At 64.6% G+C, this 26,577-nt stretch carries 23 protein-coding genes; 13 read left to right on the forward strand and 10 right to left on the reverse strand.

Annotation, left to right across the window (positions count from 1 at the left end):
• Nucleotides 1–79 precede the first annotated feature (79 nt).
• Complete coding sequence (locus BLV47_RS01245; RefSeq protein ID WP_092309015.1) at nt 80–508, forward strand: DUF4952 domain-containing protein; 429 nt, start codon at nt 80–82, stop codon at nt 506–508.
• Nucleotides 509–758: 250 nt separating this feature from the next.
• Here BLV47_RS01245 and BLV47_RS01250 read toward each other — a convergent pair whose 3' ends face one another.
• The 5 genes from BLV47_RS01250 to BLV47_RS01270 all read right to left on the reverse strand — a co-directional run bounded on the left by BLV47_RS01250 (nt 759) and on the right by BLV47_RS01270 (nt 5,589).
• Nucleotides 759–1,919: a gamma-butyrobetaine dioxygenase gene (locus tag BLV47_RS01250; protein ID WP_092309017.1), complete on the reverse strand. Its 1,161-nt coding sequence runs from the start codon at nt 1,917–1,919 to the stop codon at nt 759–761.
• A 25-nt stretch (nt 1,920–1,944) separates the two neighbouring features.
• Nucleotides 1,945–2,421 carry a thioesterase family protein gene (locus BLV47_RS01255; RefSeq protein WP_092309019.1) on the reverse strand — a complete coding sequence of 159 codons (477 nt, stop codon included), beginning with the start codon at nt 2,419–2,421 and terminating at the stop codon, nt 1,945–1,947.
• Nucleotides 2,422–2,531: 110 nt separating this feature from the next.
• Complete coding sequence (locus tag BLV47_RS01260; RefSeq protein ID WP_092309021.1) at nt 2,532–3,497, reverse strand: L-carnitine dehydrogenase; 966 nt, start codon at nt 3,495–3,497, stop codon at nt 2,532–2,534.
• 171 nt (nt 3,498–3,668) lie between these two features.
• Nucleotides 3,669–4,556, reverse strand: a complete 888-nt coding sequence (gene cdhC, locus BLV47_RS01265; RefSeq protein ID WP_092309023.1) for a 3-dehydrocarnitine:acetyl-CoA trimethylamine transferase CdhC — start codon at nt 4,554–4,556, stop codon at nt 3,669–3,671.
• 88 nt (nt 4,557–4,644) lie between these two features.
• Nucleotides 4,645–5,589: a choline ABC transporter substrate-binding protein gene (locus tag BLV47_RS01270; RefSeq protein ID WP_092309025.1), complete on the reverse strand. Its 945-nt coding sequence runs from the start codon at nt 5,587–5,589 to the stop codon at nt 4,645–4,647.
• A gap of 194 nt (nt 5,590–5,783) precedes the next feature.
• On the opposite strand from BLV47_RS01270, the gene BLV47_RS01275 reads away from it, so the two are divergent.
• Nucleotides 5,784–6,743, forward strand: a complete 960-nt coding sequence (locus BLV47_RS01275) for a GlxA family transcriptional regulator (protein WP_092309027.1) — start codon at nt 5,784–5,786, stop codon at nt 6,741–6,743.
• Between the two features lie 53 nt (nt 6,744–6,796).
• Here BLV47_RS01275 and BLV47_RS01280 read toward each other — a convergent pair whose 3' ends face one another.
• The 4 genes from BLV47_RS01280 to BLV47_RS01295 all read right to left on the reverse strand — a co-directional run bounded on the left by BLV47_RS01280 (nt 6,797) and on the right by BLV47_RS01295 (nt 8,823).
• Nucleotides 6,797–7,213, reverse strand: coding sequence for a DUF3010 family protein (locus BLV47_RS01280; RefSeq protein WP_092309029.1), 417 nt, complete (start codon nt 7,211–7,213; stop codon nt 6,797–6,799).
• Between the two features lie 34 nt (nt 7,214–7,247).
• Nucleotides 7,248–7,571 (reverse strand): helix-turn-helix domain-containing protein, encoded by a 324-nt coding sequence (locus BLV47_RS01285; RefSeq protein ID WP_092309031.1) that lies wholly within the window; start codon nt 7,569–7,571, stop codon nt 7,248–7,250.
• Nucleotides 7,555–7,809 (reverse strand): type II toxin-antitoxin system RelE family toxin, encoded by a 255-nt coding sequence (locus tag BLV47_RS01290; RefSeq protein ID WP_092309033.1) that lies wholly within the window; start codon nt 7,807–7,809, stop codon nt 7,555–7,557. The genes BLV47_RS01285 and BLV47_RS01290 overlap by 17 nt, the downstream gene beginning before the upstream one ends.
• 99 nt (nt 7,810–7,908) lie before the next feature.
• Complete coding sequence (locus BLV47_RS01295) at nt 7,909–8,823, reverse strand: LysR family transcriptional regulator (protein ID WP_092309035.1); 915 nt, start codon at nt 8,821–8,823, stop codon at nt 7,909–7,911.
• Nucleotides 8,824–9,004: 181 nt separating this feature from the next.
• Between BLV47_RS01295 and BLV47_RS01300 the strand changes: the two genes are divergently transcribed.
• The 3 genes from BLV47_RS01300 to BLV47_RS01310 are packed head-to-tail and all read left to right on the forward strand — an operon-like array spanning nt 9,005 to nt 11,257.
• Nucleotides 9,005–10,342, forward strand: a complete 1,338-nt coding sequence (locus BLV47_RS01300; RefSeq protein ID WP_092309037.1) for a nucleobase:cation symporter-2 family protein — start codon at nt 9,005–9,007, stop codon at nt 10,340–10,342.
• A gap of 58 nt (nt 10,343–10,400) precedes the next feature.
• On the forward strand, nt 10,401–10,910 hold the full coding sequence (locus tag BLV47_RS01305) for a nucleoside deaminase (protein WP_092309039.1): 510 nt from the start codon (nt 10,401–10,403) through the stop codon (nt 10,908–10,910).
• Nucleotides 10,907–11,257: a hydroxyisourate hydrolase gene (locus tag BLV47_RS01310; RefSeq protein WP_092309041.1), complete on the forward strand. Its 351-nt coding sequence runs from the start codon at nt 10,907–10,909 to the stop codon at nt 11,255–11,257. Before BLV47_RS01305 ends, BLV47_RS01310 begins: the two co-directional genes overlap by 4 nt.
• Nucleotides 11,258–11,297: 40 nt before the next feature.
• On the opposite strand, the gene BLV47_RS01315 is transcribed toward BLV47_RS01310, so the two are convergent.
• A complete protein-coding gene (locus BLV47_RS01315) occupies nt 11,298–11,699 on the reverse strand; it encodes a lysozyme inhibitor LprI family protein (protein ID WP_092309043.1) in 402 nt (133 codons plus the stop codon).
• 235 nt (nt 11,700–11,934) lie between these two features.
• On the opposite strand from BLV47_RS01315, the gene BLV47_RS01320 reads away from it, so the two are divergent.
• From BLV47_RS01320 to BLV47_RS01355, 8 genes are all read left to right on the forward strand, one after another.
• Nucleotides 11,935–12,912 (forward strand): dipeptidase, encoded by a 978-nt coding sequence (locus BLV47_RS01320; RefSeq protein ID WP_092317016.1) that lies wholly within the window; start codon nt 11,935–11,937, stop codon nt 12,910–12,912.
• Nucleotides 12,913–12,991: 79 nt separating this feature from the next.
• Nucleotides 12,992–13,522, forward strand: a complete 531-nt coding sequence (locus BLV47_RS01325) for a 4-vinyl reductase (protein ID WP_016962810.1) — start codon at nt 12,992–12,994, stop codon at nt 13,520–13,522.
• A gap of 15 nt (nt 13,523–13,537) precedes the next feature.
• Nucleotides 13,538–15,598, forward strand: coding sequence for a dimethylglycine demethylation protein DgcA (gene dgcA / locus BLV47_RS01330; protein WP_092309045.1), 2,061 nt, complete (start codon nt 13,538–13,540; stop codon nt 15,596–15,598).
• A gap of 114 nt (nt 15,599–15,712) precedes the next feature.
• Nucleotides 15,713–17,662 (forward strand): dimethylglycine demethylation protein DgcB, encoded by a 1,950-nt coding sequence (dgcB, locus tag BLV47_RS01335; RefSeq protein WP_092309047.1) that lies wholly within the window; start codon nt 15,713–15,715, stop codon nt 17,660–17,662.
• Nucleotides 17,662–18,882 carry an electron transfer flavoprotein subunit alpha gene (gene etfA, locus BLV47_RS01340; RefSeq protein WP_092309049.1) on the forward strand — a complete coding sequence of 407 codons (1,221 nt, stop codon included), beginning with the start codon at nt 17,662–17,664 and terminating at the stop codon, nt 18,880–18,882. Before dgcB ends, etfA begins: the two co-directional genes overlap by 1 nt.
• A 9-nt stretch (nt 18,883–18,891) precedes the next feature.
• Nucleotides 18,892–19,662, forward strand: a complete 771-nt coding sequence (gene etfB, locus BLV47_RS01345; RefSeq protein WP_092309051.1) for an electron transfer flavoprotein subunit beta — start codon at nt 18,892–18,894, stop codon at nt 19,660–19,662.
• Nucleotides 19,663–21,118: 1,456 nt separating this feature from the next.
• Entirely contained in the window at nt 21,119–24,571 is a 3,453-nt protein-coding gene (locus BLV47_RS01350; RefSeq protein ID WP_092309053.1) for a GMC oxidoreductase, read from the forward strand.
• 123 nt (nt 24,572–24,694) lie between these two features.
• On the forward strand, nt 24,695–26,563 hold the full coding sequence (locus tag BLV47_RS01355) for a c-type cytochrome (protein WP_092309055.1): 1,869 nt from the start codon (nt 24,695–24,697) through the stop codon (nt 26,561–26,563).
• Nucleotides 26,564–26,577: the final 14 nt, after the last annotated feature.

Raw genomic sequence — 26,577 nt, forward strand, 5'->3', positions numbered from 1 at the left:
AATAAGTGGAATAATTCGACTCCGACGGAGCATCGTCGGCAGGGCGACCGCCCGCTCGGAAACCATGGAGCTGTAGTCGATGAAAGCGCTGTTCAAAGGATGCCTGGCCGGTGTGTTGTGGATGTTTTCCAATGGTGCCTGGGCCGCTCCCGAGTGTGCCGACTTTCTGCGGGACGCCGCCGACCCACCGCAGGTTCTCGAGTTTGTCGGGTGTGAATCCGCGCCGCAGGAGCAGGGGGCACCGCTGACTGCGACCTATCGAGTCGAAGGCAGGTATGCCCATAAAGTAGAGCGCTATCTGCAGCGTCTGTCGGGGGAGGCGAGCTATTTGAAGTTTGTCTGCTGTGGCTGGGAAACAACGGGGTTCTCCTACTACAGGGATCAAACCACCGGGCGCCGCTATCAGCTTGGCATGGGGTCCGAGGAGACGCCCTATAGCCGGCGCGAGCAGTGGGGCAAGATCGGCTATTTCTATGTGAGGGTGGTGCTGTTTACGGAGGAAGTCTGAAGGGCGTCGCTGGCCCTTTTACCTATGAACACGTCGCTTTCGGCTAACTGGAGTCTGGGCCGAATCGGCAGACTGCAACCAGCTGGCGTCGTGATGGTTTGGTCACCTTCTCACCGCAGCTCCTCAGCAGTAGTCCCTGCCTCGATCCTGTCACGGCTTGATCGGGGCTTTTTTTCGTCTGTGGAGGGCTCGTCGGCACGTTTCGCCGGCAAGCCGGCTCCTACCGGAGCCGGGGGTGGCGGGATGGGGATCAGCGCTGCAGCACGAGGATTCTGGAGAGCAGCTCGTCGCGGTCGATGTAGCAGCCCTGGAAGTGTCGGGCGCCGCTGGCCGGGTCGAAGGCGTTGCGTGCGTGCAGGGTGCGGCGGTTGTCGAAGCACCACAGCTGGCCCGGATCGAGGCGGCGGATCACGCGGAATCTTGCTTCGCGGGTCAGGGCGATAAAGCGGCGGTAGGCGTGGTACAGACGGGGCATCTGCTCCACCGAGGTGTCGAAAGGCCCCCGCAGGAAGTTGGCCATGCGGATTTCCGCCACTTCGCCCAGGGCATCTAGGGCAATGATCGGCGCCAGGCAGCGGTAGTCGCTGTGGCGGTCCTTGTTGCGAAATTCCACGGGTGTTTCGCACAGCGTCAGAAAGGCCTCGGGGTCTTCACGGCGCAAGGCATCGGCGATGGCGAAGCCGTCGACGAAGATGCTTTCACCGCCCTCGGCGTCATTGACCAGGCAATGCAGGAACTGCAGCCCCGGTTGCAGTTCGCGGGTGGGCAGGTCGCTGTGCAGCGGCAGGTTGAAAGCGGTGTAGGCGTTGCTGTCGGCATCGGCCTTGGATTGCACGTTGAACAGCACGCCGAAGTTGCTCTCGCGGATGAACGCAATGCGCCGGGCGATCAGGGCCAGGGAGCCGGGTTCGGTGGGCACGCCACGGACTTGGGTCAGACCGATGTCGCGCAGGGCCAGCAACCATTGCAGCAGCGTCTTGGGGTCGTCCATCAGGGCCTGGTAGTCGAATACCGGCAGTTCCAGGCGGCTGTCCCACAGCTGGCTCTGCGCCTTGTTGGCGCGGCGTTCCTCGCGGGATTGCTCGTCATAGGCGTGGGCCCGCAACCAGCCGGGGTCGAAGCGACTCTGGTGGCCGTCCGACCAGTCGAGGCACAGGCAGCCTTGGCTATCGATGTGCGCCCCGTGGCAGCCGAGGTCCTCGGCCACATCGACGATTTCCAGCACCTGTTCGCGGGTCACGCTGTAGACGCATTGCGTGCAGGGGCAGTTGTCCCGCAGCCACTGATGGTGAAAGGGGCTGAGGCGATCATCGGCCCAGCGCACCTGAACCCGGTCCGGCAGTACCTGGACGGCGCTCAACGGGCTGATCAGCGGGTAATGGCGATAGTCGGCAAAGGCGGCAGTGTTCACGGTGATCTCCTTTTCGGGCGGGTAGCTATTGCGCTGCGGGCAGGCCGATGACCCGGCCGATGTAGGCGGGGCGCGGCAGGTCGGTCTGTTCGGCGGCCAGAGCTTGCAGGCGCTGCAGCAGCGGCTCGCTGAACGGCGCCGAACGCGGTCCGGCCAGGTCGACGTGAAGCAGCATCTGCTCGTTGCCGGCCAGCTCCTGGGGATCACCGGCCCTGTGCAGGCTGTGATACAGGTGCAGGCGCTTGCGGTCGTGGCCGATGATCTGGGTGCGCACTTCGACCTCGGTGTCCAGCTTCACTTCGTGCAGGTAGTTCAGGTGCAGTTCCAGGGTGAACAGCGAGTGACCGCTGGCTTCGCGGTTGTCGCTGTCCAGGCCGAGGCGATCCATCAGGGCGTCGGTGGCGTAGCTGAAGATCAGCAGATAGAAGGCATCGCGCAGATGGCCGTTGTAGTCGACCCAATCGCTGACGATGCGGGTGTTGTAGGTGGTCAGGGCAGGCATAAGGTCACCGGATAACGGTAGGAGCCGGCTTGCCGGCGAAGGCGTCCGTCGGGGTTGCGCCTGGCTTGGCGGCCTGTTCGCTGGCAAGCCAGCTCCTACGGAGGTTGGGGTTAGTCGTGAAAGTGCATGCCGTGCTTGGCCTTGGTGGTTTTCACCGCCTCCAGCACCGCCAGCAGGCAGTCATCACGATAGCGCTCCAGGGCCGAAATACTGTGGCTGCCCAGTTGCTCGGCCGTGCCTTCGACCACGTCGTCGATCAGTTTGTCGGTCAGCTCCGGGGCCGGCAGGTAGGTCCAGGGCAGTTGCAGCGCCGGGCCGAACTGGGCCATGAAATGGCGCATGCCGGCGTCGCCCCCGGCCAGGGTGTAGGTGAGGAAGGTGCCCATGAACGACCAGCGCAGGCCGGCGCCAAAGCGGATCGCATCGTCGATCTCCCCGGTGGTCGCCACGCCGTCGTTGACCAGGTGCAGGGCTTCGCGCCACAGCGCTTCGAGCAGGCGGTCGGCGATGAAGCCTGGTACTTCCTTGCGCACGTGCAAGGGGCGCATCCCCAAGGATTCATAGACCTGGATCGCCGCCTGGATCGCTGCGGGTGCGGTGCGCTGGCCGCCCACCACTTCCACCAGCGGCAGCAGGTACACCGGGTTGAACGGGTGGCCCACCACGCAGCGTTCCGGGTGGGTCGAGCCCTCATAGAATTCGCTGGGCAGCAAGCCCGAGGTGCTGGAGCCGATCAGGGCATCGGGCTTGGCCGCAGCGCTGATCTTGCTGTGCAGCTCCAGCTTGAGTTCCAGGCGCTCCGGAGCGCTTTCCTGAATGAAGTCGGCGTCTTTCACGCATTCTTCGATGGTGCTGACAAAGCGCAGGCGCTGTGGCGAGGCGCCCGGGGCCAGCCCCTGTTTTTCCAGGGCGCCCCAGGCATTGGCGACCCGCTTGCGCAGCGCTGCTTCAGCGCCTGGGGCCGGGTCCCAGGCCACCACGTCCAGGCCGTGGGCCAGGGCGCGGGCTACCCAGCCGCTGCCGATCACGCCGCTGCCCAGGGCGGCGAAGGTCTTGATCTCGGTGATAAAGGTCATTGCGTACTCCAGATAAACAACCCGTAGGAGCTGGCTTGCCAGCGAAGCTTCTAGTGGCCTTGCGGGGCCTTTCGCCGGCAAGCCGGCTCCTACGTGCCAGGGGGTGAGTGGCCGGGTGTGACGGCCTCTTCGCGAGCAAGCTCGCTCCTACAGGGGGGAGGGGTGTGTGGGTTAGCCGCGCTGTTTCAGGCCCATCTTCTGGCGGCCTTCGGCGGGCGTCAGGACACGGGCGCCGAGGCGGCTGAGAATCTCCGTGGCCCGTTCCACCAGCTGGCCGTTGGTGGCGAGCACGCCGCGGTCCAGCCACAGGTTGTCTTCCAGGCCAACCCGCACGTTGCCCCCCAGCAGCACCGCCTGCGCGGCCATGGGCATCTGCATGCGGCCGATGCCGAAACCGGCCCAGACCGCGTCCGCCGGCAGGTTGTCGACCATGGCCTTCATGGTGGTGGTGTCCGCCGGGGCGCCCCAGGGAATGCCCAGGCACAGCTGGAACAGCGGGTCGTCCAGCAACCCTTCCTTGATCATCTGCTTGGCGAACCACAGGTGGCCGGTGTCGAAAATCTCCAGCTCGGCCTTCACCCCCAGCTCCTGGATGCGCTTGGCGCCGGCCCGCAGTTGGGCCGGGGTGGAGACGTAGATGGTGTCGCCGTCGCCGAAGTTGAGGGTGCCGCAGTCCAGGGTGCAGATCTCCGGCAGCAACTCCTCGACATGGGCCAGGCGGGTCAGGGGCCCCACCAGATCGGTGTTGGGGCCGAACTCCATGGGGTGTTCGCCGGCGCCGATCTCCAGGTCGCCGCCCATGCCGGCGGTGAGGTTGACGATGATGTCGATGTCGGCCTCGCGAATCCGCTCCATGACTTCGCGGTACAGCGCCACATCCCGGCTGAACTTGCCGGTTGCCGGGTCGCGCACATGGCAGTGGACCACGGTGGCCCCGGCCTTGGCGGCTTCCACCGCGGCGGCGGCGATCTGTTTCGGGGTGACCGGCACGTGGGGGCTCTTGGCGGTCGTGTCGCCAGCACCGGTGAGTGCGCAGGTGATGATGACGTCGTGGTTCATGGTGCGGTTCCTTACAGGCGGGTTTGCTGGGGGCGTGAGGTGGCCGTGCGCAGCCCGGGGCGGGCTGCGGGGCGCAAGCGTTGCTGGTTTATTTACTGGTCAGTTGCAGGTGTTCGGCGGCCGGCTTGCCATCGAAGGTGGTGACTCCCTCAAGCCAGCGCTGCTGGTCCTGCGGGTGGTCCTTGAGCCACTGGCGGGCGGACTCCAGGGCGTCCTTGTGATCCAGCAGCGGCTGCATCATGCGGCTCTCGTCCTCGGCGCTGAAGGTCAGGTTGGTCAGCAGCCGGTGCACGTTTGGGCATTGCTCGGCATAGCTCGGCGCGGTGACGGTCCACACCGTGGCCTGGCCTTCGTTCGGACCCAGGGCATCCTGGCTGCCACTGAGGTAGGTCATCTTGAAGTTGACGTTCATCGGGTGCGGCGCCCAGCCGAAGAACACGATGGCTTCGTTGCGCTTCACCGCCCGGGCCACTGCCGACAGCATGCCGGCCTCACTGGACTCCACCAGCTGGAACTTGCCCAGGCCGAATTGGTTCTTGGCGATCATTTCCTTGATCTGGGTGTTGGCCCCCGAACCGGGTTCGATGCCGTAGATCTTGCCCCCCAGCTCCTTCTGGAACTTGGCGATGTCGGCGAAGGTCTTCAGGCCCTTGTCCGCCAGGTAGGCGGGCACGGCCAGGGTGGCGCGGGCGTCCTTGAGGCTGGGCTCGGCCATGACCTTGACCTGATTGGCCTCGACGAACGGGGTGATGGTCTGGGTCATCAGCGGGTTCCAGTAGCCGAGGAACAGGTCCAGGCGCTGGTCGCGGATGCCGGCGAAGATGATCTGCTGCGAAGCGCTGGTCTGCTTGGTCTTGTAGCCGAGGCCATCGAGCAGGACCTGGGTCATGGCGCTGGTGGCGATCACATCGGTCCAGTTGACCACCCCCAGGCGCACGTTCTGGCAACTGGGGGCGTCGGCGGCCATGGCCCCTGACATCAGAAAAACGCTACCACTAAGCGCAAGCACACAGCGGCTGATCAGTCGTTTCATGAGGGTTCCCTCGGCAGGTCGTTATTGTCGGTCCCGGCGTCTTGGTGCGTCGGTGAGCTCAAGTTACGCAGGCGCCGCGCATGGCAAACGCACAGCGGCGACCGACTCTTGCACTGCAGCGACCTGGGCCCTTGTGGCACTGGGGCATTTGGCGTATCACAGGGCTCACGCTGGCCGTCACCGGAGTGCGTTGCATGTCCCAGGACTTCTACTTCCTGCTGATGCCGGGGTTCTCCGCCATCGGTTTCATTTCCGCCATCGAGCCGCTGCGGGTGGCCAATCGCTTTCGTGGCGAGCTGTATCGCTGGCATGTGCTCAGCGCCGAAGGCGGCGCGGTGCTGGCCAGCAACGGCATGTCGGTCAATGTTGACGCGGCCCTGGAGCCGCTGAAGAAGGGGGCGACCCTATGGGTGGTGGCTGGCTTCGAGCCGTTGAAGTGCCTGACGCCAGCCCTGGAGCACTGGCTGCGACGCCTGGACATGGAGGGCGTGACCCTCGGCGGCATCGATACCGGCAGCGTGATCCTCGCCGAGGCCGGGCTGCTGGAGGGGCACCGGGTGACCCTGCACTGGGAGGCCATCGAGGCGTTCAAGGAGTCCTATCCGCAGTTGAGCGTGACCCAGGAGTTGTTCGAGATCGATCGTCGGCGTATCACCTGTGCCGGTGGCACCGCGTCCATCGACATGATGCTCGACCTGATCGCCCAGGCCCACGGCCCGCAACTGGCGATCCAGGTCAGCGAACAGTTCGTGCTCGGGCGCATCCGTCCGCGCAAGGATCACCAGCGCATGGAAGTCGCCAGCCGCTACGGCATCAGCAACAAGAAGCTGGTGCAGGTGATCGGCGAGATGGAGCAGCACAGCGAGCCGCCCCTGAGCACCCTGGCTTTGGCCGAGTCGATCAAGGTTACCCGGCGCCAGCTGGAGCGCCTGTTCCGCCTGCACCTGAACGACACCCCGAGCAACTTCTACCTCGGCCTGCGCCTGGAGAAAGCCCGGCAACTGCTGCGCCAGACCGACATGAGCGTGTTGGAGGTGAGCATCGCCTGCGGCTTTGAGTCACCGTCCTACTTCACCCGCAGCTACCGCGCGCGTTTCGTGAATTGTCCGCGGGAAGACCGGCGTCAGTCGGGGGGTGGCCGGGAGCTGGTTTGACTCGGGCTCGGTAGCGCTGGCGAGCCCGTTCGCCGGCAAGCCGGTTTCTACGATTATTTTTTGAGCAGGGCGGCGCAGGCCGCTTTGTAGGCTTCGTGCTGGTACTTGTTGAGGCTCGCCGGCAGGGCGAAGTCGTGCTTCTTGTGCTGGGCATTGATGGTCTGCGGCGACAGCAGGGTCACTTCGCAGTGTTCCAGCAGTTGCAGCACGCCTTCGATCTTGAAGGTGGTGGGGCCGCCGGCAAACTCGCCTTTCTTGCTGCGTTTCTTGATGGCGATGCGGGCGATCCCGTGTTCGCGGACAAAAGCGCCGACCTGGGCGGCGAAGGCCCGGACGTTGCCCGCTTCATCGTCGTCTTCCAGGGCGATCTTCTTGGTGGCCAGCGGCTGGTGCTGCGGCGTGCCGTCTTGCAGGGAGGCGAGGGCGAAGATGGCTTCGCTGCCTTTGATCTCGATACCGCAGATGCTCATGAGTAACCCTTTCAATCGTTGAGTGGGGCGCAGCTTACAGCTCCAGCTGGTCGGCGCGTATACCGAAGGCGGCGGCAATTTTTTCCCGGGTGCTCTTGCGGGGTCGAGCCACGCTCTCTTGTTGGGCGAAGGCCGGCTGAGAGATCCCCAGCCGCTTGGCAACCTCGTCCTGGGTCAGGTGCAGGTGCTCGCGCCAGGCCCGGATCGGCGTGGCGCCATCGACCATGCGGCTGACCACGCCATGGGGGATCAGATCAGGCTCATTCTGCTGCGCAATGTACTGCGCGTAGGGAATCACAACGAACGCCGGCTTGCCGTCCGGGCCGTGGATGATCTGGATGTCAGTAGGTGCGTTCATCACGTTTTTTGACCTCTTGAACACTAACGATATGGATAACCCCGTCCCAATCAAACAGCACGCGGTACTGGCCAACCCGCAGGCGATAGGCATAGGTGTGGCCGGACAGGGCTTTGACGTTGCCGCTGGCGGGCATGTCGGCCAGCAGGGAAATCGCATCGCGAACCTGGACCTGATGCTCGTGGTGCAGTCGCAGCAGCTGCTTGACCGCTTTTCTACTCCAGAGGATTTCGTTCATGGCGGACTATATAAGTCTTTTATAAGGATTGCGAATCCTTGCTTATATTTTCTGTCCGGCCAAGCCCAGAACCTTGTCCCTTGGTTGCCCGTGCTGCGGTTACCAGGTCGTGGACTGCCCGCGCCGGTCCACCTCGTACACCTTCTGCCGTAGCAGGCGTTCCTTGAGCCAGCGTTCGGCCTTGCCCATCGCTCGCTGCCGGGCCCACAGCAGGTCCACGCCCACCAGCCAGTCGGTGTGGGGGTAGGCGCCCAGTTGCAGCTCCACCAGCTCGCCCTGGGCCAGTTCGCGCTGGATCAGTTGCCGGGGCAGGGTGGCCCAGCCCAGGCCGGCGCGGACCATCTCCAGCAGCGCCAGGTAGTTTTCCGCCTGCCACAGTTGGCTGCAGCGCAGGTACTCGCTGCTGGGCAGCTTGTCGGCGTGGGCGCTGAAGGCCAGGCGCCGGTGCCCATGCAGGTCGTCGAAGGTCACGCTGTCGAGTCGCGCCAGCGGATGGTCCGGATGGCAGACGTGCAACATGATCAGCTTGCCCAACTGCTGGAACTCCAGTTCCCGGGGGTAGCCGGGCTGGGAGAAGGCGATCCCCAGCATGGCCTCGCCCCGGGCCACCAGTTCGCTGGCATCGCCGGACAGCGGATGCCGGATCAGCAGGTCGACATAGGGAAAGGCCTGTTCGAACTCGCGCAAGACCGGCATCAGCGGGCCGTAAGGGGTTTCGATGACCAGCGTCAGTTGCGGCTCCAGCGCCTGGGACAGACAGTCGGCACTGGCCTGCAGGGTCAGGCAGCGCTCCAGCACCGCCTCGGCCTGCAGCAGCATTTTGCGTCCGCTGGCAGTCAGTACCGGGCTGCGGCTGCTGCGGTCGAACAGTTCCACCCCCAGGTCCGCTTCCAGGTTGGCGATGGCCACGCTGACCGTTGACTGGGTCTTGCCCAGCTTGCGTGCAGCGGCCGAAAACGAGCCGGTTTGCGCGGCTTGGACGAACATTTGCAGTTGTTCCAGTGAAAAGCGCATCGCGTCTCCCGATCCAAGCACAGGCTGGTGCAATCCATCGTTAAAAACGATGGGTGCTCATTTGTTGCATCGCATTCAAGCACAGATCATGGGCGCCGACGTTCGTACATCCTGCCGGGGCATTGCCCCCGGATGCCTGCCAGAACAACGACAAGAGCTGCACTTACAGGAGATCTGCGACATGAACACTCCCCGGGTTCACCCAGTGGACGAGGTCCTGCCCGTTCGCCAGTTGTTCACCTTCGGCCTGCAGCACGTGCTGGTGATGTACGCCGGTGCGGTGGCGGTGCCCTTGATTCTAGGCAATGCCCTGGGCCTGACCCCGGCCCAGGTGGTCTTGTTGATCAACGCCAACCTGCTGACCTCGGGTATAGCCACCTTGATCCAGACCCTGGGCTTCTGGCGGTTCGGCGCGCGCCTGCCGGTGATCCAGGGCTGCTCCTTCATCGCCCTGGCGCCGATGATCATGATCGGCAAGCAGTTCGGCTTGACCGAAGTGTTCGGCGCGGTGATCGCGGCGGGTCTGATCACGATAACCCTGGCGCCGCTGTTCAGCCGCCTGCTGCGGTTCTTTCCGCCGGTGGTGATCGGCAGCCTGATCACCATCATCGGCATTTCCCTGATGCCGGCGGCGGCCATCTGGCTGGGGGGCGGCAACCCGACGGCGGCGGATTTCGGCGCGCCGGCCAACCTGCTGCTGGGCCTGGCCACGGTGGCGGTGACGTTGGTGATCTACGGCAAGTTCTCCGGGTTCATCGGCAACCTCAGCGTGCTGATCGGCCTGCTGGTGGGCAGCCTGATCGCCGCTGCGTTCGGCATGACCCACTTCGCCCAGGTCGGCGACGCGGCCTGGTTCGAACTGAGCCCGCCCATGGCTTTCGGCACCCCGCAGTTCTCCCTGATGCCGATCCTGATCATGACCCTGGCGATGCTGGTGATCATGGCCGAGACCACCGGCAACTGCCTGGCCATCGGCACGCTCACCGGCAAGCCGACCACCCAGCGCACCCTGGGCGATGCCTTTCGCGCCGACGGCCTGTCAACCATGCTGGGTGGCCTGTTCAACAGCTTTCCCTACAACGCCTTTACCCAGAACACCGGGCTGATCGCCCTTTCCAAGGTCAAGAGCCGCTTCGTGGTAGCCGCCGCCGGGGCAATCATGCTGCTCATGGGGCTGTTTCCCAAGCTCGGCGCCCTGGTGGCCGCGGTGCCGACCCCGGTGCTCGGCGGCTGCGCCATCGTCATGTTCGGCATGACCACCGTGGCCGGCATCCAGGAGCTGTCGCGGGTAAGGTTCGAAGGCACTCGCAACGCGATCGTCGTCGCGGTGTCGGTCAGTGTCGGCGTGCTGCCGATGTCCTTTCCAGCGCTGTTCGCCCAGGCCCAGGGGCCCCTCAAGCTGCTGTTGGAAAGCGGCATTTTTCTCGGCGCCATCACCGCCATCGTCCTCAATCTGCTGCTCAATCCCCGCGAGCCGGCGGCCGACGTGCTGTCGGCCGCCGCTGGGGTCAATGACTGAAAGTTGCTTTCCAACCCGTCTTTTTCGGCGGGACTCTGCCCATGAAAAGGAGGTCACCATGACCCAGATGCTTTCTCCCATCCCAGCCGGCGTCAGCGAGCTGGACCTGCAACTGCTGCGCCAGAGCATCCAGCTCGCCGAAGAGGCCAAGGCCCGTGGCCGCCACCCGTTCGCCGCCCTGGTGGCGGATCGTCACGGCAAGATCGTCGCCAGTGCCGGCAATAACTCCATGCCCCCCGAAGGCGACCCGACCCAGCACGCCGAACTGGCTGCCGCAGCCAAGGCGGCCAGGCTGCTGGGCCCCCAGGACCTGGCCGAGTGCACCCTGTACACCAGCGCCGAGCCCTGCTGCATGTGCGCCGGGGCCATCTACTGGACCGGGATTGGCCGGGTGGTCTACGCGCTGTCCGAACACGCCTTGCTGGAGCTGACCGGCGATCATCCGGAAAACCCGACCTTTTCCCTGCCGTGTCGTGAAGTCTTTGCCCGCGGGCAACGGCAGATCCCGGTGTTCGGGCCAATGCTGGAACGCGAAGCGGCCCGGGCCCATCTGGGGTTCTGGAAATGAACGGTGGGGTGTCCATCCACGTGGTGGATGTCGCCAGCGGCAAGGTGGCCGAAGGCATGGCGGTGCGGGTGTTGCGCCTGGGCGGGGAACTGCTTTGCCAAGGGCGGATTGGAGGCAACGGTTTGCTGAACGAGCTGGAGCAGCAGGCGGCGAGCTTCGGGCAGGGCATCTACCAGGTGGAACTGGACGTTGCGGCGTTCTATCGCGAGCAAGGCCAGGGGCTGCCTGGGCTGCCCTTCCTCGATGTGCTGGTGTACCGCTTTGGCCTGGATGACCCGCGCCAGCACTACCACTTGCCGTTCAAGCTCACCGCCTGGGGCGTGTCGTGCTTTCGCGGCGGCGCTTGATCACGCCGCGGCCCCCTGACCCGCTCCTATCGCTGGCGGGTCATTCCTGGGCGATGGACTCGATGAACTCCGAACGCTCGTCGCTCATCCGTGCCAGGCAATCGTTGGTGGCGATGGTGTAGGCCTTGGTCCCGGGCTTGGCCGGGAAGGATTCCATCGCACAGTCGGCTTCGCGCTGTTTCTGCCACAACTGCTGGGCGTTCTTGACCTTGGCGCTGATGTCGGCCAGTTGCGTCTTGTCGTTGCCGTACAAGGTGCCCAGGCGCTCCAGCAGGCTCTGCACGTTGTCACTCAGCAGCTGTTCGGCGGTGGTGCGGTTGTAGGTCGCGCATTCCAGGGTCTGCACGTCGTTTTCCACGCCGTCGCAGGGCGTGTTGTCGGCCTCTTCGGCCGCCTGTACGCCGGTCGCTATCAGTGCCAAGGCCAGGAAGATCGATTTCATTGCAGCGCTGTCCTCATCCAGTGAAGCTTTCGTTGAAGCGGCGAATTCTGGCGCAAGCCCCCGGCAAAGAACAGAGGTGGCCCATGCCCTCTGTCAGGCCCTTTGTCGGTGCTTGACGCTTTCGGCAATTCCCCTGTCGTTTTTGCACCCAGGCGCCCCGGCCCTCAAGCATATGCTGACCCCAAAGCGCCGGCAGACGATTCGGCGCATGAATCGCCAACAAGGGGACAGCCTGATGAGCCCAGCCGAATTACACGCCGACAGCATCGTTATCGACGGGCTGATCATTGCCAAGTGGAACCGTGAGCTGTTCGAGGACATGCGCAAGGGCGGCCTGACCGCAGCCAACTGCACGGTGTCGGTCTGGGAAGGGTTTCAGGCCACGGTCAACAACATCGCCTCCAGCCAGAAACTGATCCGCGAAAACAGCGACCTGGTGATGCCGGTGCGTACCACCGCGGACATCCGCAAGGCCAAGGAGGTGGGCAAGACCGGCATCCTCTTCGGCTTCCAGAATGCCCATGCCTTCGAAGACCAGATCGGCTACGTCGAGGTGTTCAAGCAGCTGGGCGTGGGCATCGTGCAGATGTGCTACAACACCCAGAACCTGGTGGGCACCGGCTGCTACGAGCGCGACGGCGGGCTCTCCGGGTTCGGCCGCGAGATCGTCGCCGAGATGAACCGCGTCGGGGTGATGTGCGACCTTTCCCACGTCGGTTCCAAGACCAGCGAGGAAGTGATCCTCGAATCCAAGAAGCCGGTCTGCTACTCCCACTGCCTGCCGTCCGGGCTCAAGGAACACCCGCGCAACAAGTCCGATGCGGAGCTGAAATTCATCGCCGACCACGGCGGTTTCGTCGGCGTGACCATGTTCGCGCCGTTCCTGGCCAAGGGCATCGATTCCACCATCGACGACTACGCCGAAGCCATCGAATACACCATGAACATCGTCGGTGAGGATTCCATCGGCATCGGCACCGACTTCACCCAGGGCCACGGTCAGGACTTCTTCGAATACCTGACCCACGACAAGGGCTACGCCCGGCGCCTGACCAACTTCGGCAAGATCATCAACCCCCTGGGCATCCGCACTGTGGGCGAGTTCCCCAACCTCACCGAAACCCTGCTCAAGCGCGGCCACAGCGAGCGCGTGGTGCGCAAGATCATGGGCGAGAACTGGGTCAGCGTCCTCAAGGACGTCTGGGGCGAGTAAACCTCTCCAGCCCCCTTATCCGATTTCCCCCCTGCCGTTCGCGCAGGGGCATTCACTGAATTTCTGGAGTCACGTTTCCATGGCCAAGATCGCCCCGCAATTGCCTATCGAAGTCGACAGCGAAACCGGTGTCTGGACCTCCGACGCCCTGCCGATGCTCTACGTGCCACGGCATTTCTTCGTCAACAACCACATGGGCATCGAGGAAGTGCTGGGGGCTGAAGCCTACGCCGAGATCCTCTACAAGGCCGGCTACAAGTCCGCCTGGCACTGGTGCGAAAAGGAAGCCGAATGCCACGGCCTGGAAGGCGTCGCGGTGTTCGAGCACTACATGAAGCGCCTGTCCCAGCGCGGCTGGGGGCTGTTCAAGATCCAGGACATCGACCTGGATAAAGGCACCGCCAGCGTCAAGCTCGAACACTCGGCGTTCGTCTACGTGTACGGCAAGGTCGGGCGCAAGGTCGACTACATGTTCACCGGCTGGTTCGCCGGCGCCATGGACCAGATCCTGGCCGCCCGTGGCAGCAAGATCCGCACCGTGGCAGAGCAGGTTTACGGTGGTTCCGAAGAAGGCCACGACGATGGCCTGTTCGTCGTCAAACCGTTGTAAGCGGAGTTAAGAAAAATGGCTTTCGAAGCGATGTTCCAGCCGATCCAGATCGGCAAACTGACCATCCGCAACCGCGTGCTGAGCACCGCGCACGCCGAGGTCTACGCCACCGACGGCGGCATGACCACTGAACGGTATGTGAAGTACTACGAAGAAAAGGCCAAGGGCGGCATCGGCCTGGCGATCTGCGGCGGCTCCTCGGTAGTGGCCATCGACAGTCCCCAGGAATGGTGGAGCTCGGTGAACCTGTCCACCGACCGCATCATCCCGCACTTCCAGAACCTCGCCGACGCCATGCACAAGCATGGCGCCAAGATCATGATCCAGATTACCCACATGGGCCGGCGCTCGCGCTGGGACGGCTTCAACTGGCCGACCCTGATGTCGCCGTCCGGGGTGCGCGAGCCGGTGCACCGTGCCACCTGCAAGACCATCGAGCCGGAAGAGATCTGGCGGGTGATCGGCAACTACGCCCAGGCCGCGCGCCGGGCCAAGGCCGGCGGCCTGGACGGCGTCGAACTGTCGGCGGTGCACCAGCACATGATCGACCAGTTCTGGAGCCCGAGGGTCAACAAACGCACCGACGAATGGGGCGGCACCTTCGAGAAGCGCATGCGTTTCGGCCTGGAAGTGCTCAAGGCGGTGCGCGCTGAAGTCGGTGACGATTTCTGCGTCGGCATGCGCCTGTGCGGCGACGAATTCCACCCGGACGGCCTGTCCCACGAGGACATGAAGCAAATCGCCAAGTACTACGACGACACCGGCATGCTGGACTTCATCGGCGTGGTCGGCTCGGGCTGCGACACCCACAACACCCTGGCCAACGTGATCCCCAACATGAGCTTCCCGCCGGAGCCCTTCCTGCACCTGGCGGCGGGCATCAAGGAAGTGGTCAAGGTCCCGGTGCTGCACGCGCAGAACATCAAGGACCCGAACCAGGCCACGCGGATTCTCGAAGGCGGTTACGTCGACATGGTCGGCATGACCCGCGCGCACATGGCCGACCCGCACCTGATCGCCAAGATCAAGATGGGCCAGATCGACCAGATCAAGCAGTGCGTCGGCGCCAACTACTGCATCGACCGCCAGTACCAGGGCCTGGACGTGCTGTGCATCCAGAACGCCGCCACGTCCCGTGAGTACATGGGCGTGCCGCACATCATCGAGAAAACCACCGGCATCAGGCGCAAGGTGGTGGTGGTCGGTGCCGGTCCTGCCGGTATGGAAGCCGCTCGCGTCGCCGCTGAACGTGGCCACGACGTGACCCTGTTCGAGAAGAAGGACGCCATTGGCGGGCAGATCACCACCGCCTCCAAGGCCCCGCAACGGGATCAGATCGCCGGTATCACCCGTTGGTACCAGCTGGAGCTGGCGCGCCTGAAAGTCGACCTGCGCCTGGGCACCGCGGCGGACACCGCGACCATCCTCGACCTGCGCCCCGACGTGGTGGTGCTGGCCGTGGGCGGCCATCCGTACATCGAGCAGAACGAACACTGGGGCGCCGCCGAAGGGCTGGTGGTCAGCAGCTGGGACATCCTCGACGGCAAGGTGGCACCGGGCAAGAACGTGCTGGTGTACGACACCATCTGCGAGTTCACCGGCATGTCGGTCACCGACTTCATTGCCGACAAGGGCTCGCAAGTGGAGATCGTCACCGACGACATCAAGCCGGGCATCGCCGTGGGCGGCACCTCGTTCCCCACCTACTACCGCAGCCTGTACCCCAAGGAAGTGATCATGACCGGGGACCTGACCCTGGAGAAGGTCTACCGCGAGGGCGACAAGCTGGTGGCGGTACTGGAGAACGAATACACCGGCGCCCGCGAGGAGCGGGTGGTGGACCAGGTGGTGGTGGAAAACGGCGTGCGTCCCGACGAGGAGCTCTACTACGGGCTCAAGGAAGGTTCGCGCAACAAGGGCCAGATCGACGTCGAGGCACTGTTCGCGATCAAGCCGCAGCCGTGCCTGAGCGAGACGGGGGAGGGCTACCTGTTGTTCCGCATCGGCGACTGCGTGTCCCAGCGCAACACCCATGCCGCGATCTACGACGCACTGCGCCTGTGCAAGGATTTCTAAGCCACTTCCTGTAGGAGCCGGCTTGCCGGCGATCGGCACTGGCGAGATACCGCGTGCTGCCTGATCGCTGGCAAGCCAGCTCCTACAAGGCCCCAGGTCTTTGGGAGCTCCACCATGTTGAACACCCTTCTTCCCATTCTGTTGTTCGCCGCCGTCGGCCTTGCGCTCCTCGGCGCGCTGCGGCGCGTGGCCCTGTGGCGCCAGGGGCGGGCTTCCAAGGTCGATCTGATCGGCGGCCTCTTGGCCATGCCCAAGCGCTACATGGTGGATCTGCACCATGTGGTGGCCCGGGACAAATACATGGCCAACACCCACGTGGCCACCGCCGGCGGCTTTGTCCTGGCGGCGGTGCTGGCGATCCTGGTGCATGGCTTCGGCCTGCACAGCCGCATCCTCGGCTACGCCCTGCTGCTGGCCACCACGTTGATGTTCGTTGGCGCGCTGTTTGTCGCCAAACGCCGGCGCAACCCGCCGGCGCGGCTGTCCAAAGGCCCGTGGATGCGCCTGCCGAAAAGCCTGCTGGCGTTTTCCGTGAGTTTCTTTGTAGTGACCCTGCCGGTGGCCGGGATCCTGCCGGAACACTTCGGTGGCTGGGTGCTGGCGGCGATCCTGGCGGTCGGCGTGCTGTGGGGCGTGTCCGAATTGTTCTTCGGCATGACCTGGGGCGGGCCGATGAAGCACGCCTTCGCCGGTGCCCTGCATCTGGCCTGGCATCGGCGCGCCGAGCGCTTTGGCGGCGGTCGCTCCACCGGCCTCAAACCGTTGGACCTGGAAGACCCGAGCGCGCCCCTGGGCGTGGAAAAGCCCAAGGACTTCACCTGGAACCAGCTGCTGGGCTTCGACGCCTGCGTGCAGTGCGGCAAGTGCGAAGCGGCGTGCCCGGCCTTCGCCGCCGGCCAGCCGCTGAACCCGAAGAAGCTGATTCAAGACATGGTGGTCGGCCTGGCCGGTGGCACCGACGCGCAGTTCGCCGGCAGCCCCTACCCTGGCAAAGCCATTGGCGAACATGGCGGCCATCCGCATCAGCCGATCGTCAACGGCCTGGTGGACGCCGAGACCCTGTGGTCCTGCACCACCTGCCGGGCCTGCGTCGAGGAGTGCCCGATGATGATCGAGCACGTCGATGCCATCGTCGACATGCGTCGCCACCTGACCCTGGAGAAGGGCGCGACCCCGAACAAGGGCGCCGAGGTCCTGGAAAATCTCATCGCCACCGACAACCCCGGCGGCTTCAACCCGGGCGGGCGGATGAACTGGGCGGCGGACCTGAACCTGTCCCTGCTCAGCGAAAAGCAGAGCACCGACGTGCTGTTCTGGGTCGGCGACGGTGCCTTCGACATGCGCAACCAGCGCACCCTGCGGGCCTTCGTCAAGGTGCTCAAGGCGGCCAAGGTGGACTTCGCCGTGCTCGGCCTGGAAGAGCGCGACAGCGGCGACGTGGCCCGACGCCTGGGCGACGAGGCGACCTTCCAGCTGCTGGCCAAGCGCAATATCCAGACCCTGGCCAAGTACCGCTTCAAGCGCATCGTCACCTGCGACCCGCACAGCTTCCATGTGCTGAAAAACGAGTACGGCGCCTTCAATGGCAACTATCTGGTGCAGCACCACAGCACCTACCTGGCTGAACTGATCGACGCCGGCGCGCTGAATCTGGGCCAGCACAAGGGCAGCAGCGTGACTTATCACGACCCGTGCTACCTGGGGCGCTACAACGGCGAGTACCAAGCGCCGCGCGACGTGCTGCGGGCGCTGGGCATCGAGATCAAGGAAATGCAGCGTTCGGGCGTCCGTTCCCGTTGCTGCGGCGGTGGCGGCGGTGCGCCGATCACCGACATTCCGGGCAAGCAACGGATTCCCGACATGCGCATGCAGGACATCCGCGAGACCGGTGCCGAACTGGTGGCCGTGGGTTGTCCACAGTGCACGGCGATGCTCGAAGGGGTGGTGGAGCCGCGGCCGATGATCAAGGACATCGCTGAACTGGTGGCCGATGCCTTGCTCGAAGACGCCGCCCCGGGCAAAGCCCCGGCTGCGCTGAAACCCGAACCTGCGGAGGTGCACTGATGAGCGAGATTATCCGCCGCGATCCCCGCGCCGAGTGGATCGCCCGCAACCGCCTGCACCCGCTGCATGCCGCCATGCAGCCGGCGCAGCACAGTTGGATGGGGCCCAACGGCCTGATCCGCAAGAACCCTCACGGCGTCGGTTTCATCGGGCCCAACGGTCTCAAACGCATCGATCGCAGCGGCGCCCAGCAGGGCGGCAGCGCCAAGCGCACGGCGGCGGCCGAGGTGCAATTGCCGCTGCATCAGGTGGCGCAGCCGGCGTTCTACATCAGCGTGGTGCCGGACATGGTCGGCGGCCGCCTGAGCAGCCACGACCGCGACCTGCTGGGCCTGGCCCGGCAACTGGCGGGCGAGGACGGCGCGGTGCTGGCGGTGGTGTTTGGCGAGCACAAGGAATCGGCCTTTGCCACCGCTGGCGTCGACCGCCTGCTGGTGCTGCACGGCTGCGAGTTCGACGGTTATACACCGGAACAACGGGTGCAGGGCCTGCGGGCTGTGGATAACCAGTTCAGCCCGCGTCACTGGCTGCTGCCCGACAGCCGCACCGGTGGCGGCGAATTGGGCCGGCGCCTGGCCGCGGCCCTGGGCGAACGCCCGGCGACCCGGGTCTGGCAGGTCAAGGACGGGCAGTGCATCGGTCGCGCCGGTGCCGGCCTGCAAGACCTGGCGCGACCGACGCCACGCCTGATCCTGGCGGCGGCCGAATGCGCCGAGCCGGTCAGCGAAACCCGCCACGAAGCCTTGCCGGTGGAGTTATCCACAAGCGTGGCCCGCAGCCTGGCGCGGATCGAGGACCTGGGCGCGGTGGCGGTGGACCCGGCGGCGATTCCCATGGCCGAGGCCGAATTCATCTTTTCCGGGGGCAACGGGGTCAAGGACTGGCCGCTGTTTCACCAGACCGCCGCAGCCCTTGGGGCTACCGAGGGCGCCTCGCGGGTGGCGGTGGACGACGGCTTCATGGCCCGCGACCGGCAAGTGGGGGCCAGTGGTATCTGGGTCACCGCGCGGGTCTATGTGGCGGTGGGGATTTCCGGGGCGATCCAGCACCTGCAGGGCATTGGTGCCTGCGACAAGGTGGTGGCGATCAACCTTGACCCGGGCTGCGACATGATCAAACGCGCCGACTTGTCGGTGATTGGCGACAGCGCGGAAATTCTCAAGGCCTTGATCGCGGCGGTAGCGGCCTACCGCAACGACGCCAAGCGCGATGCGGCTTAAGGGGACGTTATGAACAGCAATGTGATCAGCCTGGTATCGATTGGTGCCCACCCGACTTCCGGCCGCCCACGGCGCGCCGAACAGGACGCCCGCGCGGTGGAACTGGGCCTGCAGCTGGCGGGTGAGCAGTTGCAGGTGCTGCATGCCGGCGACGTCGCCGAACCGGCCCTGCGCGCTTACCTGGGCATGGGCCTGGAGCAGTTGCATGTACTGGAACAGCCGCCGGGTGCCGATGCCCTGCCGGTACTGACCCAGTACCTGCGCGACGCGGGCGCCCAGGTGGTGCTCACCGGCAGCCAGGCGGAAACCGGCGAAGGCTCCGGCATGCTGCCGTTCCTGCTGGCGGAGAACCTCGGCTGGCCCCTGGTGGTGGGGCTGGCGCAGGTCGAGTCCCTGAGCGACGGCGTGGCTCATGTGCTGCAAGCCTTGCCCCGTGGCCAGCGGCGCCGGCTCAAAGTGCGCCTGCCGTTTCTCGCCACTGTGGATAACGCCGCACCGAAACCGCGCCAGAGCGCCTACGGCCCGGCGCGCCGTGGCCTGTTGCATGCCGATCAGGTCGTGGTGGTGGAGGACGAATTGTTCACAGCCTCCAGCCTGCAACCGGCCAAACCCCGACCCAAGCGCTTGAAAGTGATCAAGGCCAAGAGCGGCGCCGACCGCATGAAGGCCGCCACCGCCAAGGCCAGCGGCGGCACTGGCCAGGTACTCAAGGGCGTGAGCCCCGAAGCGGGCGCCGAGGCCATTCTCAAACTGCTGATCGAAGAAGGCGTAGTGCGCTGAGTTCAAGGTTATGCACAGCCCTCGCGCCGCACAGCCACTGTAGGAGCCGGCTTGCCGGCGAAGGGGCCGTCATGCACGTGCACAATTCTCGGCGCCGCTATTCGCTGGCAAGCCAGCTCCTACAAGGGAGCTAGGGTTTGCAGCCACCGTAGGAGCCGGCTCGCCGGCGAAGGGGCCATCACGCATGTGCACAATTCTCGGCGCCGCCTTTCGCTGGCAAGCCAGCTCCTACAAGGGAGCTAGGGTTTGCAGCCACCGTAGGAGCCGGCTTGCCGGCGAAGAGGCCGTCATGCATGTGCACAATTCTCGGCGCCGCCGTTCGCTGGCAAGCCAGCTCCTACGAGGGAGATCGCGTCTGCAGCCACCGTAGGAGCCGGCTTGCCGGCGAAGGGGCCATCACGCATGTGCACAATTCTCGGCCTCGCCATTCACTGGCAAGCCAGCTCCTACCAGCGGTGCGGCAGGGTTACGCACAATCCCTGTGTGCGGACCTGTGGATAAGGTGTTCGCGCCTTGCTCAAGCCCATGCGGAACAGGCCCTGTAGCCGTCTGTACGAAATTTGATCAGCCTAAGTTGGCGTTTTTCATGGCTTTTTTTCCTGGGCAGGGCGACAGCCAAAGCGACTTTTGCACAGCACTTGCCCCCAAAGTCTGTTGGCGCTTCTGTGGATAAGATGTTCGCTTAGCGCTGCAGGCCTTACAGTACGTGCCTTGCGTGGTTTTGATCAAAAAATAGCCAAATGCAGCTTTTCCTCTCAGTTACCTTGCCAGGAACCCGATAATTCGCGGCTTTCAGGGGTTTTCCACAGTACGCCGGGTCATTCACCGCAGTTGCCCCCAAAGTCTGTTGGCCGTTCTGTGGATAAGGTGTTCGCCTTCCGCTACAGGCCGCTGATGACGTGGCTTTCAGGTCGTTGTTCAAAAACTGATCAATGTTGCCAATAACTGCTGCTTTCGCATAAGTCACGGTTTTTATTGGCATTGACCGACGAACTATCCCCACCCCTGGTGCACTTGCCCACAGTTGCTGTGGGTCAAGGTGTGGATAAGGTGTTCGCCAACGGCTGGACCCCTTGCTATTCATAGCTTGCCCGGCAATAGGTCAAATTTCATACAGTTCTAAGGGCTTTCTTGACACTGGCAATGGGCCTGTCTTCACTGAGTCTTCAAGGACTTAGCGGCAACTTATCCACATCCGGCTCAGGGAGCGCAGGCAATGGATTGTCGTTCATCGCAGGTTTATCCGACCGGGGCCCCCCTCCCTCGACGTACCCGTCGCCGTGCCGCCAACCAGCGCGCACGCCTTTAACCCTGTCCTGCGCTTTGTTCCGTTACTGACTGCACTGCTGTTGTTCCAGGCGCCTGGGCCTGCCTGTTCGGCTGCCTGCGCGTCAACGGATGCACCCCACTAGAGGCGACCCACGAGTTGCCCCATCTGCCTGAGAGGAACACCGCCATGACTCGGATCGCGACCCCCATCAGCGAGATCCAGGAACACTACGACGTGATTGTCATCGGCTCCGGCTATGGCGGCGGCATTGCCGCCTCCCGACTGTCCCGGGCCGGGCGCCGCGTCTGCCTGCTGGAGCGGGGGCGGGAGATTCAGCCCGGCGAGTACCCCAACACCCTGGCCAGCGCCACCGAGGAATTGCAGGTGCATGACCCCGAAGGTCATATCGGTTCGCGTACCGGGCTTTTCGACCTGCACGTCAACGCCCAGCAGAACGTGGTGGTGGGCTGCGGGCTGGGGGGTACTTCGCTGATCAACGCCAACGTCGCCCTGGAACCCGAACCCGAGGTGTTCGACGATCCGCGCTGGCCCCAGGCGGTGCGTGAACACCGTGACACCCTGCTCAAGGAGGGCTTTGCCCGGGCCCGGGAGATGCTCAAGCCCAACCCCTATCCGGATGCGGCGCCAACCTTGCCCAAGCTGGTGGCGCATCGCAAATCCGCGGATTTTCTCAAGCAGGGCGCGCACTTCTACAAACCGCCGATCAACGTGACCTTCAACAAGCTGGCCAACAACCTCAACCATGTCGGGGTCGAGCAACTGCCTTGCAATCACTGTGGCGACTGCGTCTCGGGTTGTAACAACAAGGCCAAGAACACCACCTTGATGAACTACCTGCCGGACGCCAGCAATCATGGCGCCGAGATTTTCTGCCAGGCCCAGGTGCGCTATCTGGAGCGTGACGGTGACGGCTGGATCGTGCACTTCCAGTACCTGGACAGCGGCCGCGAGACGTTTTCGGCGCCGACCCTGTTCGTCAAGGCCGACATCGTCGTGCTCAGTGCAGGCACCCTGGGCTCCACGGAAATTCTCCTGCGCTCCAAGGCCAAGGGCCTGTCCACCTCGGCCCAGCTCGGCGAACACATGAGCGGCAACGGTGACATCCTCGGCTTTGGCCATAACTGCGAGCAGACCATCAATGGCATCGGCTTCGGCACGCATGCGGCCAACGAACTCAAACCCGTGGGGCCGTGCATCACTTCGGTCATCGACATGCGCACCGAAGGCGACTGGCGCAGCCGCATGGTGATCGAGGAGGGCTCGATTCCCGGCGCCCTGGGGCGGGCCATGGTGCCCAGCATGGCGCTGTTCGCCGGGACCCTGGGCAAGGCCACCGACAATAGCCTCAGCGGCCAGTTGGGCTACAAGGCACGCGAGGCCGAGAGCTTTGTGCGCGGGCCTTACTACGGCGCCCTGCACAACATGCAGACCTACCTGATCATGAGCCACGACGACGGCCGCGGGCGCATGCTGCTCGATGACCAGGACCAGCTGCGCATCGACTGGCCGGGCGTTGGCGAGCAACCCAACGTGGTCCTTGGCAACGAGCGCCTGTACCAGTGCACCAAAGCCCTGGGCGGGATCTGGGTGGAGAACCCGATCTGGACCCAGTTGCTCAAGCACAGCATCGTCTCGGTGCACCCCCTGGGGGGCTGCGTGATGGGCGAGGATGCTGCGCAGGGTGTGGTCAACCACAAGGGCCAGGTGTTCAGCGGCGCCACTGGCACGGACGTTTACCCCGGGCTGTACGTGGCCGACGGCGCGGTAATCCCGACCTCGCTGGCGGTCAATCCGCTGCTGACCATTTCGGCGGTCAGCGAGCGCAACATGCGCCTGCTGGCCGAGGATCGTGGCTGGAAGATCGACTACAGCCTGCCCTCGGCCCCTCGCAAGGCGGTGCCTGCGCCGACCCTGGGCGTGCAGTTCAGCGAAACCATGAAGGGCTATTTTTCCACCGACTTCACCCAAGCCCAGGGCACCGATCTGGCGCTCTACCAGGCGGCGGCCCAGCGTGGAGAGGCGCAGCACTCGCCCATCGAATTCACCCTGACCATCACCGCCGATGACCTCGACCGGATGATCAAGGAACCCGCGCACGCCGCGACCCTGGTCGGCACCCTGAATGCCCCGGTGCTGTCGGCCCAGCCCCTGGTGGCCAGCCACGGGGTGTTCAACCTGTTCGAGGAGTTCCAGCAGCAGGTGGGCGTGCGCCACATGAACTACGACATGCGCCTGACCGCCGAGGACGGCAATGAATATTTTTTCAGCGCCTTCAAGACCGTGCCCGAAGACCACGGCGTGCTGAATATCTGGCCCGACACCAGCACCCTCTACGTGACCCTGTACCGCGGCCGGGACAAGAGCGGTGCAGTGCTGGGCAGCGGGGTGATGCACATCCTGCCGGCGGACTTCGCCCGGCAGATGACCACCATGAAGGTGCTCAACGCGCGCAACGAACGCGAGCGCATCGAGGCTTTGGCGCGCTTTGGCAAGTTTTTCGCCGGGATTCTCTGGGAGAGCTACGGCGGGGTGTTCGCCGGGGATATCTACTTCAACCCCGACGCGCCGCCGCGGCTGAAACGGCCCCTGGACGCGCCGGTGCCGACTGTGCATTTCTTCCAGACCGAGGACCATGTGCACCTGCGCCTGACCCGTTATCAGGCCGGCAGCAAAGGCCCGGTGATGCTGGTGCACGGGCTGGGCGTGGGCTCCAACATCTTCTCCACCGACACCATCCAGACCAACCTGCTGGAGTACCTGTGCAAGCACGACTATGACGTCTGGCTCCTGGATTTCCGGGTCAGCATCCTGCTGCCGGCGAGCAAGCAGGAATGCAATGGCGACCAGATCGCCGCCTACGACTTCAAGGCCGCCATCGGCCAGATCAAGCAGGCGACCGGGGCCCGCGACGTGCAATGCGTGGTGCATTGCTATGGCGCCACGACCTTCTTCATGTCGCTGCTGGCGGGCCTGCAGGACGTGCGTTCGGTGGTCTGCTCGCAGATTGCCGCTGACACCGTGGTGGCCACCGCCACCGGGATCAAGGCTGGGTTGCACCTGCCGGGCGTGCTCGACGCCATCGGCATCAGGTCGCTGACAGCCTATGCCGACAGCAAGGAAAGCCTGTTCAACCGGCTCTACGATACGGCGCTCAACGGTTACGCACGGATCGAGGCCCAGGGCTATTGCACCAACCCGGTGTGCCACCGCATCACCTTCATGTACGCCTCTTTGTACCGCCACGACACCCTCAACCAGACCCTGCACGACAACCTGCACGAGCTGTTCGGCGCCTCCAACATCGAAACCTTCGAGCACCTGGCGCTGATCTGTCGCAAGGGCCACCTGGTGGACTTCAAGGGGCGCGACGTCTACATGCAGCATTTCGACCGGCTGAAGCTGCCGATCTGCTTCATCAGCGGCGCCGACAACCAGTGCTACCTGCCGCAAAGCACGCAGAAGACCTACGAGCGCCTGTGCCAGCTGCACGGCCCCGAGCTGTTCAGCCGCCATGTGGTGCCGGGTTACGGGCACATCGACTGCATCTTCGGCAAGAACGCGGTGGTGGATGTGTACCCGCTGATGCTGGCGCACCTGGAAAAGACCGCCCGGGGCTGACTCCGGCCAGCCCGCGGCGCGGTCGCCGCGGGCCACGTCAGGGAACAGGGGCCGCAGCAAGCACGCTTCGCCGCTGAGTGCGGGCTGCGGCGGCCGCTACACATGGATGCAGGGAAGGTTGCGATGAACGCTTATATCCGCTGGTTCCAACGCTTCATCTGGCTGGGCATCGCCATGAACATGGTGTTCGCCCTGCCGGCGCTGTTTGCCCCGGCGCTGCTGACCGCGGTGGTCGGCCTGCCGCCGGTGCTGTCCGATCCCTGGCTGGAAAACACCGGCATGCTGCTGGTGGGCATCAGCCTGTTCTACATGCCTTCGGGCTGCAACGCGCCGCGTTTCGTGGTGCATTCCTGGCTCTGCGTGCTGTCGCGGCTGATTGCCGTGGCGTTCTGGATCTACCTGATCGACACCAGCAATCAGTCCCAGGTGTTCGTGCCCATGCTCATGGGCGACCTCGGCATGTTCCTGGTGCTCGGCATCCTGCTGTACCTGGGCAGTGCTCCGGCCAATCGGCCCTGGGCCTTGCTCTGTGCCGGGCTGCGGGCCCTGCGTGAACACTGGGCCGCCTGCTGGGCGCGCCACGGCTTTCGTGTCGGCGTCCTGGTGTCGCTGCTGGTGCTGGGTTTTGTTGGCTACCAGACCTGGGTCAACATGCTGCGCGAGGTGCCCCAGCCGCCGGAAGCCTCCGACGAGGATCACTTCAAGTACGCCGCCATCGGCCTGGGCATCGAAGCGCGGATTCCTTACTACCTGTTTGCCGTGCTGCCGCAGATGTGCCCGGAAAAGCTCCCGCGCCCCGGTGGCTACGAGGTCTTCGGCTTTCTCTACGAGAACGGCCGGGACCTGCCGGTGGGCATGGCCAAGCGGCAGTTGGGCTACCCGACGGTGGAGCCCAACTGCGCCCTGTGCCACACCGGGGCCTACCGCGCCAGCGCCAGCGATGTGTCCCAGGTGGTGCCCACCGCACCGGCCAACCTGATGCAGCTCCAGGCCTTCCAGTGGTTCGCCTACGATTGCGCCAGCGACCCGAAATTCACCGTGGATGCGGTGATGAACGCGATCAACGCCAAGTTCCAGCTGGGCTTTATCGAGCGCCTGTACAACCGCTACCTGATCATCCCCATGGCCAAGGGCGCACTGCTCAAGCAGAAGCAGGCCTATGCCTGGCAGAAGCTGCGGCCGCAGCAGGGGCCGGGGCGCACCGACACCTTCAACCCGACCAAGATGGTGGTGTTCGGCTTCCCCGACGACTCCACCATCGGCACCGTGGACCTGCCGCAGATCTGGAACCAGAAGCCCCGGGAGTCGATGTACCTGCACTGGGACGGCAACAACAACCAGATTCGCGAGCGCAACTACGCGGCGGCGATGGCCGTGGGCGCGACCCCGCAATCGGTGCTGCCGCAGAGCTTCAACCGGGTCACCAACTGGCTGCTGGGGCATAAACCACCGGCCTGGCCGTTCGCCCTCGATCAGGCCAAGGTGGCCCAGGGCAAGCCGCTGTGGGAAGCCAACTGCGCCGGTTGCCATGATTTCGGCAAGGCCGACACCGGCCAGGTCACGACCGATATCCAGGCGCTGGGCACCGACCCCCATCGCCTGGATTCCTTCACCACCGGGCTGGTCCAGGCCTTCCACGGCTTCAAGAAACCGCCCTTCGACTTTGGCGCGTACCGCAAGACCCAGAGCTACAGCAACACCCCCACCGATGGCATCTGGCTGCGCGCGCCGTACCTGCACAACGGCTCGGTGCCGAGCCTGTGGGACCTGTTGCAGGCGCCGGAGCTGCGGCCCCAGGTGTTCTTCACCGGCTCGGATGTGTATGACCCGCAGAAGGTCGGCTTCATCACCAGCGGCCCGACGCTGCAGGGCCCTGGCTACTTCAAGTACGACACGCACCTGGAGGGCAACAGCAACAGCGGCCACCTGTATGGCACGCAGCTGTCCGCGGAGCAGAAGTGGCAACTGATCGAGTACATGAAAACCCTGTGACGCCGCTGCGGCGT

This window comes from Pseudomonas saponiphila, from assembly GCF_900105185.1.
In the GTDB taxonomy this organism is placed as follows: Bacteria; Pseudomonadota; Gammaproteobacteria; order Pseudomonadales; family Pseudomonadaceae; genus Aquipseudomonas; species Aquipseudomonas saponiphila.

Coding starts and splice junctions, on each gene's coding strand:
- BLV47_RS01245 (WP_092309015.1), top strand. CDS start 80: ATGAAAGCGCTGTTCAAAGGATGCCTGGCCGGTGTGTTGTGGATGTTT.
- BLV47_RS01255 (WP_092309019.1), bottom strand. CDS start 2,421: ATGCCTGCCCTGACCACCTACAACACCCGCATCGTCAGCGATTGGGTC.
- BLV47_RS01260 (WP_092309021.1), bottom strand. CDS start 3,497: ATGACCTTTATCACCGAGATCAAGACCTTCGCCGCCCTGGGCAGCGGC.
- cdhC (WP_092309023.1), bottom strand. CDS start 4,556: ATGAACCACGACGTCATCATCACCTGCGCACTCACCGGTGCTGGCGAC.
- BLV47_RS01270 (WP_092309025.1), bottom strand. CDS start 5,589: ATGAAACGACTGATCAGCCGCTGTGTGCTTGCGCTTAGTGGTAGCGTT.
- BLV47_RS01275 (WP_092309027.1), top strand. CDS start 5,784: ATGTCCCAGGACTTCTACTTCCTGCTGATGCCGGGGTTCTCCGCCATC.
- BLV47_RS01280 (WP_092309029.1), bottom strand. CDS start 7,213: ATGAGCATCTGCGGTATCGAGATCAAAGGCAGCGAAGCCATCTTCGCC.
- BLV47_RS01285 (WP_092309031.1), bottom strand. CDS start 7,571: ATGAACGCACCTACTGACATCCAGATCATCCACGGCCCGGACGGCAAG.
- BLV47_RS01290 (WP_092309033.1), bottom strand. CDS start 7,809: ATGAACGAAATCCTCTGGAGTAGAAAAGCGGTCAAGCAGCTGCTGCGA.
- BLV47_RS01295 (WP_092309035.1), bottom strand. CDS start 8,823: ATGCGCTTTTCACTGGAACAACTGCAAATGTTCGTCCAAGCCGCGCAA.
- BLV47_RS01300 (WP_092309037.1), top strand. CDS start 9,005: ATGAACACTCCCCGGGTTCACCCAGTGGACGAGGTCCTGCCCGTTCGC.
- BLV47_RS01305 (WP_092309039.1), top strand. CDS start 10,401: ATGACCCAGATGCTTTCTCCCATCCCAGCCGGCGTCAGCGAGCTGGAC.
- BLV47_RS01310 (WP_092309041.1), top strand. CDS start 10,907: ATGAACGGTGGGGTGTCCATCCACGTGGTGGATGTCGCCAGCGGCAAG.
- BLV47_RS01315 (WP_092309043.1), bottom strand. CDS start 11,699: ATGAAATCGATCTTCCTGGCCTTGGCACTGATAGCGACCGGCGTACAG.
- BLV47_RS01320 (WP_092317016.1), top strand. CDS start 11,935: ATGAGCCCAGCCGAATTACACGCCGACAGCATCGTTATCGACGGGCTG.
- BLV47_RS01325 (WP_016962810.1), top strand. CDS start 12,992: ATGGCCAAGATCGCCCCGCAATTGCCTATCGAAGTCGACAGCGAAACC.
- dgcA (WP_092309045.1), top strand. CDS start 13,538: ATGGCTTTCGAAGCGATGTTCCAGCCGATCCAGATCGGCAAACTGACC.
- dgcB (WP_092309047.1), top strand. CDS start 15,713: ATGTTGAACACCCTTCTTCCCATTCTGTTGTTCGCCGCCGTCGGCCTT.
- etfA (WP_092309049.1), top strand. CDS start 17,662: ATGAGCGAGATTATCCGCCGCGATCCCCGCGCCGAGTGGATCGCCCGC.
- etfB (WP_092309051.1), top strand. CDS start 18,892: ATGAACAGCAATGTGATCAGCCTGGTATCGATTGGTGCCCACCCGACT.
- BLV47_RS01350 (WP_092309053.1), top strand. CDS start 21,119: ATGACTCGGATCGCGACCCCCATCAGCGAGATCCAGGAACACTACGAC.
- BLV47_RS01355 (WP_092309055.1), top strand. CDS start 24,695: ATGAACGCTTATATCCGCTGGTTCCAACGCTTCATCTGGCTGGGCATC.